The 13872-nt window shown below is 69.2% G+C and carries 13 protein-coding genes; 6 read left to right on the top strand and 7 right to left on the bottom strand.

What is annotated here, in order from left to right; genetic code table 11:
• The 4 genes from G3I40_RS41570 to G3I40_RS41555 all read right to left on the bottom strand — a co-directional run.
• The coding region (locus tag G3I40_RS41570) for a nucleotidyltransferase domain-containing protein (protein ID WP_343245195.1) at positions 1-669 on the bottom strand (669 nt) is incomplete at its 3' end.
• Positions 670-700: 31 nt separating this feature from the next.
• A complete protein-coding gene (locus G3I40_RS41565; protein WP_020573022.1) occupies positions 701-1039 on the bottom strand; it encodes a P-II family nitrogen regulator in 339 nt (112 codons plus the stop codon).
• Entirely contained in the window at positions 1036-2388 is a 1353-nt protein-coding gene (locus tag G3I40_RS41560) for an ammonium transporter (protein WP_164559982.1), read from the bottom strand. The genes G3I40_RS41565 and G3I40_RS41560 overlap by 4 nt, the downstream gene beginning before the upstream one ends.
• Positions 2389-2732: 344 nt before the next feature.
• The gene (locus tag G3I40_RS41555) at positions 2733-4214 is read right to left on the bottom strand and encodes a hypothetical protein (RefSeq protein WP_164559981.1); all 1482 of its coding nucleotides are present in this window, start codon (positions 4212-4214) and stop codon (positions 2733-2735) included.
• Between the two features lie 461 nt (positions 4215-4675).
• On the opposite strand from G3I40_RS41555, the gene G3I40_RS41550 reads away from it, so the two are divergent.
• Complete coding sequence (locus G3I40_RS41550; RefSeq protein WP_164559980.1) at positions 4676-5344, top strand: bifunctional DNA primase/polymerase; 669 nt, start codon at positions 4676-4678, stop codon at positions 5342-5344.
• A 144-nt stretch (positions 5345-5488) separates the two neighbouring features.
• Here G3I40_RS41550 and ftsY read toward each other — a convergent pair whose 3' ends face one another.
• Entirely contained in the window at positions 5489-6703 is a 1215-nt protein-coding gene (ftsY, locus tag G3I40_RS41545; protein WP_164559979.1) for a signal recognition particle-docking protein FtsY, read from the bottom strand.
• 280 nt (positions 6704-6983) lie between these two features.
• Between ftsY and G3I40_RS41540 the strand changes: the two genes are divergently transcribed.
• The 5 genes from G3I40_RS41540 (at position 6984) to G3I40_RS41520 (ending at position 10906) form a co-directional block, all read left to right on the top strand.
• Positions 6984-7532, top strand: a complete 549-nt coding sequence (locus G3I40_RS41540; protein WP_164559978.1) for a hypothetical protein — start codon at positions 6984-6986, stop codon at positions 7530-7532.
• Positions 7514-7651, top strand: a complete 138-nt coding sequence (locus tag G3I40_RS41535) for a hypothetical protein (RefSeq protein ID WP_164559977.1) — start codon at positions 7514-7516, stop codon at positions 7649-7651. Before G3I40_RS41540 ends, G3I40_RS41535 begins: the two co-directional genes overlap by 19 nt.
• A gap of 164 nt (positions 7652-7815) precedes the next feature.
• On the top strand, positions 7816-8124 hold the full coding sequence (locus G3I40_RS41530; RefSeq protein ID WP_164559976.1) for a hypothetical protein: 309 nt from the start codon (positions 7816-7818) through the stop codon (positions 8122-8124).
• A 292-nt stretch (positions 8125-8416) separates the two neighbouring features.
• Complete coding sequence (locus tag G3I40_RS41525; RefSeq protein WP_164559975.1) at positions 8417-9865, top strand: cytosine permease; 1449 nt, start codon at positions 8417-8419, stop codon at positions 9863-9865.
• Between the two features lie 69 nt (positions 9866-9934).
• A complete protein-coding gene (locus G3I40_RS41520) occupies positions 9935-10906 on the top strand; it encodes an LLM class flavin-dependent oxidoreductase (RefSeq protein WP_164559974.1) in 972 nt (323 codons plus the stop codon).
• Positions 10907-11029: 123 nt separating this feature from the next.
• Here the strand turns inward: G3I40_RS41520 and G3I40_RS41515 are convergent, their stop codons facing one another.
• The gene (locus G3I40_RS41515; protein ID WP_164559973.1) at positions 11030-12454 is read right to left on the bottom strand and encodes a sugar porter family MFS transporter; all 1425 of its coding nucleotides are present in this window, start codon (positions 12452-12454) and stop codon (positions 11030-11032) included.
• A gap of 229 nt (positions 12455-12683) precedes the next feature.
• On the bottom strand, positions 12684-13872 hold a 1189-nt coding region (locus G3I40_RS41510; protein ID WP_164559972.1), incomplete at its 5' end, for an AAA family ATPase.

The following is a 13872-nucleotide window of genomic DNA, read 5'->3' as shown; positions in this document are numbered from 1 at the left end:
GCCCTCGCGCGGCGCGTCGGCCAGCCAGGAGGCGGCCACCGCCCGCAGCGCGGTCGCGTCGCGCAGGCCGCCGCGCGCCTCCTTCAGGTCGGGTTCGAGCAGGTACTGCAACTCGCCCTGGCGCTCGGCGCGTTCCTCGCACAGCTCGCGCAGTTCGGGCAGCTTCTTGGGGGCCTGGTTGCGCCAGTCCGCAAGGACGGCGGTGCGCAGTCCGGCGGTGAGCCCCAGGTCACCCGCGAGGTGGCGGGCGTCGAGCAGCCCCAGCTGCACCTTGAGGTCGTCGCCCGCGGTCTTGCGGGCCTCGGCGGGCGTACGCACGGAGTGGTCGAGGGCGAGGCCGAGGTCCCAGACCGGATACCAGATGCGGTCGGCGAGCGCGGCGATCGCCTCGTGGTCGGCCGAGCCGTCGTGCAGGAGGAGCAGGTCGAGGTCGCTGCGCGGGGAGAGTTCGCCACGCCCATAGCCGCCGACGGCGACCAGCGAGACGCCCCCGACCGGCGTCCCCGCGCCGAACAGCCCGGTCAGCCAGTCGTCGGTGAGCTCCGCGAGCGCGGAACGGCGCGGCGGCCCGGACTGCGCCTCCTTCTGCAGGAGGCGCAGCCGGGCCGCCGCGTAGCCGCTGGGTCGATCGTCCGTCTCTTCGGTGCGTACGTCGTTCACACTCGTCACCCAGCGACTCCCGTTCCGTTCGTCGAATCGGTTACAGCGCGTCCGGTCCGCGTTCGCCGGTGCGGACCCGCACGGCCGTCTCGACGGGGACCGCCCAGACCTTGCCGTCCCCGATCTTGCCGGTTCGCGCGGCCTTCACGACGACATCGATCAGCTGCTCGGCGTCGTCGTCCTCGACCAGTACCTCGACCCGGATCTTGGGAACCAGGTCGACGGTGTACTCGGCCCCACGGTAGACCTCCGTGTGCCCGCGCTGGCGGCCGTACCCGCTGGCCTCGGTCACGGTCAGGCCCTGGACGCCGAAGGCCTGGAGGGCTTCCTTGATCTCGTCGAGCCGGTGCGGCTTGACGACCGCGGTGATGAGCTTCATGCGTCCACCTTCTTCGTGGTCTGTGCACCCGTGCCGACCGGAGTGGGCACGGCCGTGCGGGCCGCGGCGCCGCCACCGGCGCCGCTGAAGTCGTACGCGGTCTCGGCGTGCTCGACCTGGTCGATGCCGGTGACCTCGTCGTCCTCGCTGACCCGCATGCCCATCGTCTTGTCGATGAGGAAGGCGAGGATCGCGGAGGCGACGAGCGAGTAGCCGAGGACGGCGCCGACACCGGCGCACTGCTTCCAGAACTGGTCGAGGCCGCCGCCGTAGAAGAGCCCCTGCGCGTCGGACTGGCCGCCACCGGTGGCGAAGAAGCCGATGAGCAGGGAGCCGACGATGCCGCCGACGAGGTGGACACCGACGACGTCGAGCGAGTCGTCGTAGCCGAACTTGTACTTGAGGCCCACGGCCATGGCGCACAGGACACCGGCGATGACGCCGACGGCGATCGCTCCGAGCGGCGAAACGGCGCCGCCGGACGGGGTGATCGCGACGAGGCCCGCGACGGCGCCGGAGGCGGCGCCGAGCGAGGTGAACGCGCCGTGGCGCAGCTTCTCGTAGATCAGCCAGGCGAGCATGGCGGCGGCGGTGGCGACCTGCGTGTTGACGAACATCAGCGCGCCGACGCCGTCGTCGTTGCCCAGCCACGACCCGGCGTTGAATCCGAACCAGCCGAACCACAGCAGACCGGCGCCGAGCATCGTCCACGGCAGCGAGTGCGGCCGCATCGGGTCCTTCTTGAAGCCGACGCGCTTGCCGATGACGAGGATCACGCCGAGGGCCGCGGCACCGGCGTTGATGTGCACGGCCGTGCCACCGGCGAAGTCGATGACGCCGAGGTCGAAGGCCCAGCCGCCGGTGCCCCACACCCAGTGCGCGACCGGGAAGTACACGATCGTGGCCCACAGGGCGATGAACAGGGCCCAGGCCGAGAACTTCACGCGGTCCGCAAGGGCGCCGCTTATCAGGGCCGGCGTGATGATGGCGAACATCAGCTGGAAGACGGCGAAGACGTAGATCGGGATGGTGTAGCCGTCCCAGAGCTGGGTGATGCCGATCCCGCTGAGGCCGACGAAGTCGCCGTCCCAGCCGATCAGCGACCCCTTGTCGGTGCCGAACGCGAGCGAGAAGCCGTACAGGACCCACAGGATCGTGACGATCCCGAGGCTGATGAAGCTCATCATCAGCATGTTCAGGGTGCTCTTGACCCGGACCATGCCTCCGTAGAAGAAGGCCAGGCCCGGCGTCATGAGCATCACCAGGGCGGAACAGATCAACATGAAGCCTGTGTTCGCGGCAGAGAGCTTGGGAGCTTCCGCGGCGAGCGTGATGGCGGCTGGTGCCATCGGCGTCTCCTCGTCATTGGTACGGCCCCGTGCGGGCGAAGCCAGAAGCGGTCATGAGGGGTGGGCCGGTTATGCGCCAGAAGATTGGCGCAGCGCGGTTTCCGCGGGCGCCCCTCGATGTTTCGCCGCAGTGACGAAGAGGTCGTGGGTGTTACGCGTGCATGAAATGCCGGATGGCGGCACGGGCGATCGTTATCGTGACGCAACCAAGTGCCGGTCCGGCCGGTGCGAAAGGAACCAGCCGCGGTCGTCCGTCCTCGATGACCTGGCATGGGGGAGCCGAGTCGGGCAGTTAGGGGACGGTCGGCCACGGCTGGCGTTCAGGGGGCCCGAGGGGGCCGGGGTCAGACCGCCGCTTCCGCGGTCTCGGGCAGATCGACGGCCAGCTGTTCGGTCAGGTGGATGACTTCGGCGACGTCCCCGAAGTCGCGGACCGCCGTGTCCACGGTCTTGCGGATACGGGTGTTGACCCGCTCGGAGCGCACCTTCTTGGCGATCCCCAGCGCCTGCCCCGCAAGCACGGTGGCTTGCTCGGGCTCCTTCTGGAGCAGGTGCACCGTGGCCATGCCGATCAGGTTCAGTGCGTACGAACGCTGGTGTTCGGCGTCCTTCCCGAACAGCTCGACGGCCTGCTGCATCACCGGCTCGGCCATCGACGCGTACGTGGGGCTGCGGCCCGCGACGTAGGCGAGGTCGCGGAACGAGTGGCTGTTCTCCCCGTGCAGTTCGGCCAGGGAGAAGAAGCGGATCCAGTCGGGGTCCGGGTCGTCCCAGTCGTCGGCGTCGGTGAAGGTGTCCTCGGCCATGCGCACGGCCCGCTTGCACTTGCCGGGCTGGCCCATGCTCGCGTAGGCGCGGGCCTCCATCGCATACAGCATGGCCTGGGTGCGCGGACTGGCGCAGTCGCGACTGCCGTACTGGGCGAGGTGGATGAGCTCCAGGGCGTCGTCGGGACGGCCGAGGTGGATCATCTGGCGGCTCATGCTGCTCAGGACGTACGAGCCCAGCGGCTTGTCGCCGGCTTCCTTCGCGGCGTGCAGGGCGAGGACGAAGTACTTCTGGGCGGTGGGCTGCAGGCCGACGTCGTAGCTCATCCACCCGGCCAGTTCGGCGAGTTCGGACGCGACCTTGAACAGACGCTTGGTGGTGGACTCGGGCTGCTGCTCCTGCAGGAGGTCGGTGACCTCGTGCAGTTGCCCCACCACCGCCTTGCGGCGCAGGCCGCCGCCGCACTGGGCGTCCCACTGGCGGAACATGACGGTGGTGGACTCGAGCAGGTCCAACTCGGGCCGGGACAGCCGGTTCCCGCGGCGCTGCCCGGCGGGCTCGGGCTCGGGCCGGGCCGCGGCGCCGCCGGGGGTCGGTACCAGCCAGCGCTGCATGGGTTCGATCAGCGAGGGACCCGCGGCGAGCGCGAGCGAGCTGCCGAGGAAGCCGCGGCGCGCGAGCATCAGGTCGCTGCGCGAGAACTCGCCGATGAGCGCGACGGTCTGCGGTCCCGTCCAGGGCAGGTCGACACCGGAGATCGAGGGCGCCTGGTGCGCCGCCCGCAGACCGAGGTCCTCGACGGCCACCACGCAGCCGAACCGCTCGGAGAACAGCTCGCTGAGAATGCGCGGGATCGGCTCGCGCGGATTCTCCCCGTCGAGCCAGCGCCGCACCCGGGAGGTGTCGGTGGAGATGTGGTTCGCACCCAACTGCCGTGCCCGACGGTTGACTTGGCGCGCCAGCTCGCCCTTCGACCAGCCGCTGCGCACGAACCACGAGCCGAGCAGTTCGTTCGGGCGCTTCTCAGCGTTCGTCACGCTTCCGCCGCTGCCGCCCACTGGAACGCCCCCATCCCTGACAAGCCATCTAAGACACTCACCGCAAGTCCTGTCGGCCACTCTTGCCCGCTAGCCCTATCAGGATGCCGTCAACTACGGCTCCCCGTCCGCCAGTTGTCACTCCTCGAACAGGAAACCGGGTTGCCTCCGGCATACCCACGGGTGCATGCACCCTCAGGGTTCGTGCACTGAAAGTAATCCTACGATCACCCCTCCGGCGAGGGCGAACCGGGAAACGCCACCATTCGCCACCCCTTCGAATGAACTCAGGTGCAGCCACACACGATTCACTTGACATAGGACAGCCGGAAGTGGGCGGAACGGTGTGCGACGGGGCGTGCGACACCGGGCGCACCACCCCGGACGCGACGCGACGACAACCCGGCCGGGTGGCGCACACGCCACGTCACGATCCGGTCGCGGCACGTAACCACCGGCGCGCAGGACCCGTTGGAGGGGGCATGGGCTTCACGATCGGCGGCATCCTCGAGATGCGCACCGGCTCACGTCGCCGCGGCCGCACGTCCGGCCGCGCTTCGGAGTGCACCACGGTGGCGGAGTTCACCGGACTGTGGGGCTGGGACGTGGTGCCCGGCGCTCGCGCGGCGGGCCCCCAGTGCTCCTGCGGCAGCGCGGACTGCGCGACGCCCGGCGCCCACCCGCTCGACCCGAGCGCGGTAGTGCCCGCCGGCTCCACCCTCGACGAGGTGACCGCGTCCTGGGGCCGGTTCCCCGGCGCCGCGGTCCTGCTTCCGGTGGGACGCGCCTTCGACATCATCGACGTACCGGAGGCGGCGGGCCGTCGGGCCCTGGTCCGCCTGGAGCGGATGGGCCTGCCCCTCGGCCCGGTCATCGCCACCCCCGAGGGCCGCGCCCACTTCTTCGTGGCCCCCGGCGCCGCGGCGGAACTCCCGAGCCTGCTCTACCGCACGGGCTGGGACGACGCGACCCTCGACCTGCACGCGCTCGGCCCCGGCGCGTACATCACGGCCCCGCCCTCCGACCGCGCGGGCCTCGGACCGACGACCTGGCTGCGCGCCCCGTCCCTGGACACGGCGACCCAGCCGCCCCAGGCGCGGCTGCTCCTCGGGACGCTGGCGTACGTGGCCCATCGCTCGCCCTGCGCATAAGGCCGCGCAAAGGGAAGCGGGGAACCACCGGCCGCGAACGGCCCGCGGTTCCCCACGACATGAACTGCCTGCGGAGCGACTTCCCGCCCCGAGCGCAGCGCCCGGCTCGGCGCACCGCGCGGGCGGCTGCTCCCCGATCGGCGGCTACTCCCCGATCAGCGCGTCCACGAACGCCTCGGGCTCGAACGGCGCCAGGTCGTCCGGCCCCTCGCCCAGGCCCACCAGCTTCACCGGCACGCCGAGCTCGCGCTGCACGGCCACGACGATGCCGCCCTTGGCCGTACCGTCCAGCTTGGTCAGCACGATGCCGGTGATGTCGACGACCTCGGCGAAGACGCGGGCCTGAACCAGCCCGTTCTGCCCCGTGGTCGCGTCCAGGACGAGCAGCACCTCGTCGAGCGGCGCGTGCTTCTCCACGACGCGCTTGACCTTGCCGAGCTCGTCCATCAGGCCGGTCTTGGTGTGCAGGCGGCCCGCGGTGTCGATGAGCACGACGTCCGCGCCGGCCTCGATGCCTTCCTTCACGGCGTCGAAGGCGATGGACGCCGGGTCGCCGCCCTCGGGGCCGCGCACCGTGCGCGCACCGACCCGCTCGCCCCACGTCTGCAGCTGGTCGGCGGCGGCGGCACGGAACGTGTCGGCCGCGCCGAGCACGACGTTCTTGCCGTCGGCGACCAGAACGCGGGCGAGCTTGCCGGTGGTGGTGGTCTTGCCGGTGCCGTTGACCCCGACGACCATCACGATGCCCGGGGTGTCCAGGTTCGAGTCCGTCTTCACGGTGCGGTCGAACTCCGGGACGAGCAGCGCCAGCAGCTCCTCGCGCAGCAGCGCACGCAGCTCGTCCGGGGTGCGGGTGCCGAGCACCTTCACGCGCGCGCGCAGTCGCTCGACCAGTTCCTGGGTGGGCTGGACGCCGACGTCGGCGGTGAGGAGCGTGTCCTCGATCTCCTCCCAGGTGTCCTCGTCGAGGTGCTCGCGCGACAGCAGCGTGAGCAGCCCCTTGCCGAGCGCGTTCTGCGAGCGGGAGAGCCGGGTGCGCAGCCGCACCAGGCGGCCCGCGGTCGGCTCCGGGACCTCGATCTCGGGCGCGGCCGGTGCGGCCGGTTCCTCTTCGGTGACCTCCTCGGTGACCGGATCGGTGACCGGGAGGTCGACCTCCTCGATCGTGCGCCGCGCTTCGTCGCGGGGCGTCTCGGCCTCGTCGCCGACGTGCGGCTCGGTGGGCGGGGCGGCGGTGATGTCGGGCACCGAGGGGGGCGGCGGGGGCAGCTGCTTCTTCTTGCGGCTGCCGACCACGAGCCCGCCGAGCGCGCCGATCACGACCACGGCGATGACTACAGCAAGGATGACGATTTCCATAACCCGTCCAGTATCAGTCATGAAAGGTGGGGAATCGCAGAAGGTGCGAACCCGTGACGATGCGCGTATGAGCCATCCGGACCCAGCTGAGTCCGCCTGGCATATCCGCCTCTGAGCTGCGCGTCTTGTCCAATCAGAGGTGTTTGTGCACGTCAGCGCAGGCCCACAGCTGCCCCTTCAGCCTCACGCCCGAGCCCGTGCGGACGTCCGCGCCGGAGCCGACTTTCTGGCCTGGCTGCGGGAGCACGGCCGCACCCCCATGACCTGCGCACAAGGTCAAGTGGACGAATGGCTCGCCACCGGCACAGGAACCCGCCGCACTGCGGCGACCTTCGTGCACTGGGCCGTTCGCACCCACGTAATGGCCCCGGTCGACTTCCCCTGGATCCGCTCGGCCAATCTCGATTCCATCGGCCAGAGCGAACGACTGAACGTCCTCCGACGCATCGCTGAGGACAGCTCCATCCGCCTCGAAACCCGAGTCCTCGGGCTGCTCGTCCTGCTCTTCGCTCAGCCGGTGACACGGATCTCACGCATGAGCGTCGACGACATCACCGGTGAGGTGATCACCGTTCACCTCACCGGCGGGGAACCCGTTCCTGTCCCCCACCCCTTTGACCAGCTCTTCTGCGACTACCTGCCACAACGGCGCCACACGACGACTGCCCGCAACAACCGCACCCGCTGGCTCTTCCCTGGCGCCGTCCCGGGGCAGCAATGGCACCCGCGACCCTCCACAAAGCCCTCTGGAACAGCGACATCCCCATCCGCCGCGGGCGAAACTCGGCCCTGCGCGATCTCGTCTTGGAGATGCCGCCGGCACTGGTAGCCAAGGCCCTCGGCTACAGCCCTCTTGCCACCGAACTACACGCCGCACAAGCAGGACGCCCGTGGGCCGGATACGCGTCCATTCGCCGCTACCACGGCAAACAGCTCCCGATCTTCTGAGTGCCTGCGCGAGAGGTGCCGACGGTCTACCTGATCTGAGCTGAAGCCTGCACAACGAAGGAGTTAAGGGACGCCCGTGCCTCGGCCGACCTCGTCCGCAGTTCTTCGCGGTCTGCTGCACGGTGAAGTGCGCCGATCACCCCGATGGTCTGCTCGGCCCGTGCATGCAGGTCGCCATTGGGTACGAGCAAACGGAGCTGGTGAACGGCCTGGAAGGCCTGGCCACGGATCCGGAAAGCCTCTGTTCTGGCCGCTACATGCGCCGGACCGTCTCGTTCCTCGTGCTGCCGGTGCCACCAGTCGTGTTGGCTCCGTATGAATTCGTTGGTCGCAGCGGTGAAGGCAAGGACGGCGCTGCGGCGTTCGCTCCGGTCTGTCACACGCTTCTGGAACTGATACCCCAGAAGGGAACCGATGAGCGTTCCCGCCACTGCGATGAAGGTCGTAAGTACTTGGCCCACTGCGCTAGTTGACCATGCGAACTCCAGTTTCAACAGGGAGCGTAGTCGCGAGATACCGCACAGGCGCCGAGGGTGCCACCAGGCGAGAACTCACGACGTGTGAATACGCGACGTCACCAGTCGGGCCCCGCGGGCGCCGTTCTCGTCTCTTCCTCCAAAGGACATACGCCTCTGGAGGGAATGACTCGGACTAAAGTACGATGGAGAGGTTTCATCAACGCGCGTAGAGTCCAACGCGACCCGTCCGCAGCACCAGCGTGAGATCAGCCCCGCCCCACCCCACAGAGGCACGGAACCCCACCGCATGAGCAAGACCGCCGCATCCGAAGGCGCCCTGGAGACGCGCGGCATCGAGCCCGTCCCCGACGCCGAGCGCACCGCCAAGACCCGCGAGCTGTTCCCGACCTGGGTCGCGGCCAACATCAGCGTGCTGTTGCTCACGATGGGCGCGAGCCTCGTCGTGACGTACAGGCTCAACTTCTGGCAGGCCGTCGTCGTCGCGATCGCGGCGCCCATGGTGTCGTACGGACTCGTCGGCCTGATCGGCATCGCGGGCAAGCGCGGCGGCGCGCCCGGCATGGCCCTGTCCCGGGCCGTCTTCGGTCAGCGCGGCAACCTGCTGCCCGGCTCGCTGATCTGGGTCGCGCGCTGGGGCTGGGAGACGATCAACGCGGTGACGGGTGCGTACGCCGTGCTCACCGTCCTGGACATCCTGTTCGGCATCAAGCAGAACGACTTCCTGGTGATCGTCACGCTGCTGTGCTTCGTGGTCGCCACGTTCGCGATCTCGGGCCTCGGCATCAACGCCGTGCAGAAGTGCAACAAGTACGCGACGTACCTCTTCGGCCTCTTCACGGCGCTGGTCCTGGTCTACCTGATCGTCGAGACCGACTGGTCGAAGGTCTTCGACCAGCCCGCGGGCAAGATGTCGCTGATGGTGGCGGGCATCGGCCTGATCGCCGCGGGCGGCGTCAGCTGGATCCCGACCTCCCCCGACTTCACGCGGTACCTGCCGCGCACCGCTTCCTCCAAGGCGATCGTGCGCAACTCCATCGGCGGCGCCGGCATCGTCGTCCTGCCGATGGTCCTGATGGGCGCCGTCATGGCGGTCTCCACCCCCGGCCTGGCCTCGGCCGCCGACCCGGTCTCCTTCCTCGGCGACCTCCTGCCGATGTGGATCGCGGTGCCGTACCTGCTGATCGCCCTGGTCGGCATGCTGCTGATCAACGCGATGTCGATGTACTCGGCCGGCTTCACCGCGCAGACCCTCGGCTTCAAGGTGCCGCGCCACTGGGCGGTCTCCGTCAACGCGCTGATCTCGCTGGTCTTCGGCGGCATCCTGATGCTCGTCGCGACGAGCTTCATGGGCTCGTTCATCGCGTTCCTGTCGCTGCTCGCGGTCGCCTTCTCCGCCTGGGTCGGCGTCTTCGGCGCGGACATGTTCACGCGCAAGCACTACGACGCGGCGGCACTCGTCGACACCACCGCCACCAGCGCCTACTGGTACAAGGGCGGCTTCTCCCCCGCCGCCGTGGCCGCCTGGGCGGTCGGGCTCGGCGCCGGACTGCTGTTCACCTCGTCGACCTGGTTCAGCGGCCCGCTCGCCACGAACAACTTTCTCGGCGAGTACGGCCTCGGCTGGATCGTCACGATCGTCGTCTCGGGCCTGCTGTACCTGGCGCTGCCCAAGCCGAAGGACACCACCACGGCCCTGCAGGAAGCACCTGAGGAGCCTGAAGCCATAGCGGTCTGACGCACCGTCAGCTAACGTCCCCCTGCACACGAGCCCGAAGCCCGAAGCCGCGTGGAGGGGGACTTCTCTATGCCCGTGTCCGTCGTACGGTTCAACCTGGTCGACCCGGCCGGCACGCCGGAGTCGCTGAGCGCCCGCTACAAAGCGGCGGTCGAGATGGCGGCGTACGCCGACGACCGCGGCATCGACACGGTGCAGACCGAGGAGCACCACGGTGTCGCCAACAACTGGCTGAGCTCGCCGTTCACCTTCGCCGGCGCGGTGTTCGGCGCCACCCGCCGGATCGCGGTCACCGTCTCCGCGATCATCGGCCCGCTGCACGACCCGCTGCGCCTGGCCGAGGACATCGCCGTGCTGGACCTGGTGAGCGGCGGCCGCCTGGTCACCGTCGCCGGGATCGGCTACCGGCCCGAGGAGTACGCGCAGTTCGACGTGGAGTGGAAGCGGCGCGGCAAGCTCCAGGACGAGCTGCTCGACACGTTGCTCAAGGCGTGGACCGGGGAGGAGTTCACGTTCCGCGGCCGTCAGGTCCGGGTGACTCCGCGCCCGTTCACCCAGCCGCACCCCCTGCTGCTGGTCGGCGGCTCCTCGCAGGCGGCCGCGCGGCGGGCGGCCCGGCTGGGCCTGCCCTTCTTCCCGAGTGCGCACCTGCCGGAACTGGACGCGTACTACAAGGAGAAGCTCACCGAGTACGGCACCACGGGCTGGACCATGATGCCCGCGAAGACGACTCCGCTACTGCACCTGTCCGAGGACCCGGACCGGACCTGGGCCGAGTACGGCGCGCACTTCCTGCACGAGGCGCGGACGTACGCGTCCTGGCAGTCGGGGGACATCAAGTCGGCCGTGAGATCGGCGGCTTCGAGCGTGGACGAGCTGCGCGCGGAGGGTGTCTACCGCATCGTCACGCCCGAGGAGTGCCTGGCCCAGGGCCTCGACAACTACGTCCTGCATCCGCTGTCGGGCGGCATGCCGATCGACGAGGGCTGGCGCAGTCTGCACCTGTTCGCGGAGCGGGTCGTTCCGGCGTTCAAGGGCTGACCGGTCGACGCGTACGACGCGCCCCCGGTCCGGGCGATGCCGGGCCGGGGGCGGCGCAGGTGTACGGGGAGATGGCAGCGGGGATGTGATCCATCTCCCCGGGTCCTTCGGGGAGTTCGGGCCTCAGCCCATCTCCTCCAGGGCCTTGCCCTTGGTCTCCTTCACGAACTTCATGACGAACGGGATGGAGATCGCGGCGAAGGCGCCGTAGATGATGTACGAGCCGGTCAGGGACCACTCGGACATGCTCGGGAAGGTCTTGGTGATGGCGAAGTTGGCCAGCCACTGGGCCGAGGCCGCCACGCCGAGCGCGGCCGCGCGGATCCGGTTCGGGAAGATCTCGCCGAGCAGCACCCAGACCACCACGCCCCAGGAGAGGGCGAAGAAGAGGACGAAGGCGTTGGCCGCGATGATCGCGGTCAGGCCCTGGGCGTTGGGCAGCGAGACGTTGTCGCCGGAGCCGGTCCGGTAGGAGAAGGCCCAGGCACAGGTGAACAGGGCGATCGCCATACCGGTGGAGCCGATGATCGCGAGCGGCTTGCGGCCGATGCGGTCGACGAAGATCATCGCGATGACCGTACCGATGATGTTCACGATCGACGTCTCGAACGAGTACAGGAACGAGCTGGAGGGGTCCTTGCCGATCGACTGCCACAGCTGGTTCGAGTAGTAGAAGATGACGTTGATGCCGACGAGCTGCTGGAAGATCGACAGGAAGATGCCGATCCAGACGATCGGCAGGAAGCCGAACTTGCCGCCGAGCAGGTCCTTGAAGGACGACTTCTCCTCGCGGCGCATGCCGTGCTCGATCTCGGCGATCCGCGCGTCGGCGTCGATGCCGGCGCCCTCCACCTCGGTGAGGACCTTCTTGGCCTGCTCCTCGCGGCCCGCAGAGATCAGGAAGCGCGGCGACTCGGGGATGGCGAAGGAGAGCAGCCCGTAGAGCAGGGCCGGAATGACCATGACGCCGAGCATCCACTGCCAGGCCTCCAGCCCGCCCAGCTTTCCGCGCTGGTCGCCGTCGGCCATGTTCAGGATGCCCCAGTTGACGAGCTGGGAGATCGCGATGCCGATGACGATGGCGGCCTGCTGGAACGAGGCGAGCCGGCCGCGGTACGCGGGCGGGGCCACCTCGGCGATGTAGGCCGGGCCGATCACGGACGCCATGCCGATGCCGAGTCCGCCGATGACGCGCCACATCGTCAGGTCCCAGGCGGCGAAGGGCAGCGAGGAACCGACGGCGCTGATCGCGAAGAGTGCGGCGGCGATCTGCATACAGCGGATACGGCCGATGCGGTCGGCGATCCGGCCCGCGATGGCGGCGCCCACGGCGCAGCCGAGCAGCGCCGAGGCGATGATCCAGCCCAGCGTGTCGGCACTCACGTCGAACTTGTGCTGGATCGCGACGGTGGCGCCGTTGATCACGGAACTGTCGTAGCCGAACAGGAAGCCGCCCATCGCGGCCGCGGCCGTGATGAAGATGACGTGCCCGAGGTGATCGGGCTGGGCGTCCCTGGCTCCTGACGAAGGTGCCGAAGTGCTGGTCACGTGTACTCCTCGGGCCACCGGCTTCGCTGCCGGGGGTGGGGGCGAGCCCTTCAGTAGTGATTCCAGTGGCGCACAACTTCACGCCGCCCACCACCTGAAGGTAAAAGCAACGTTGCAGAGACTATGCCTTCAAGTTTCGAAGTCAATACTTCGACTGCTGTGAGTTTTCGGCGCGACTATGGCGTCTTGAGTTCAAGAGTTGAACACACCTGTGCTCCGGAGCTCGCTCTCACCGAAGGCGCTGGCTGATCACCTTCGACACCCCGTCGCCCTGCATGGAGACGCCGTACAGCGCGTCGGCGACCTCCATCGTGCGCTTCTGGTGCGTGATCACGATGAGCTGCGAGGCCTCCTGCAGCTCCTGCATGATGCGGATGAGCCGCTGCAGGTTGGTGTCGTCCAGAGCCGCCTCGACCTCGTCCATCACGTAGAACGGACTGGGCCGCGCCTTGAAGATGGAGACCAGCAGCGCCACGGCCGTCAGCGACCGCTCGCCACCGGAGAGCAGGCTGAGCCGCTTGACCTTCTTGCCCGGCGGACGGGCCTCGACGTCCACGCCCGTGGTGAGCATGTTGTCGGGATCGGTCAGGATCAGCCGGCCCTCGCCACCCGGGAACAGCCGACTGAAGACGCCCTCGAACTCGCGCGCGGTGTCGCGGTACGCCTCGGTGAAGACCTGCTCGACGCGCTCGTCGACCTCCTTCACCACCTGAAGGAGGTCGGCCCGGGTCTTCTTCAGGTCCTCCAGCTGCTCACTGAGGAACTTGTGGCGCTCTTCCAGCGCCGCGAACTCCTCCAGTGCCAGCGGATTGACCTTGCCGAGCTGCTGGTACGCGCGCTCCGCGGACTTCAGCCGCTTCTCCTGCTCCGAACGGACGAAGGGCCGCGGCAGGTTCCGCGGATGCTCCGGGTCCTGCGGCAGCTCCTCGCCCTCGGCGGCGAGCGAGGGCGGCACGGGCTGACCCGGACCGTAGTCCGCGACGAGCCCGGCCGGTTCGACACCGAGTTCCTCCAGCGCCTTGGTCTCCAGCTGCTCGATCCGCAGCCGCTTCTCTGCACCGAGTACCTCGCCGCGGTGGACCGAATCCGTCAGCTTGTCGAGTTCCGCCTTCAGATCGCGGCCGCGGGAGCGCTCGGCGACCAGGTCCTGCTCCCGCTGGGACTTCGCCCGCTCGGCGAGCGTGCGCTCCTGGTCGGCCCGGGCGATCGAGACCTCCACGTGCGCGAGCAGCTGTCGGGACCCGGACGCCACGGCCTCGGCGACGGCGGCCTCGTACTGGAGGCGGGCGCGCTGGCGCTCCGCACGCGCGCGTGCCTCGCGTTCGGCGCGGGCGGCACGGTCGAGCGAATCGGCCCGGCCCGCGAGCCCCTTGACCCGCTCCTCGTGCGTACGCACCTGGAGCCGGGCCTCCATCTCG

The organism is Streptomyces sp. SID14478 (genome assembly GCF_010548525.1).
Taxonomy (GTDB): Bacteria; Actinomycetota; Actinomycetes; order Streptomycetales; family Streptomycetaceae; genus Streptomyces.
The sequence above is the reverse complement of the archived record's forward strand: the minus strand, read 5'-3'. Positions and strand labels throughout refer to the sequence as shown.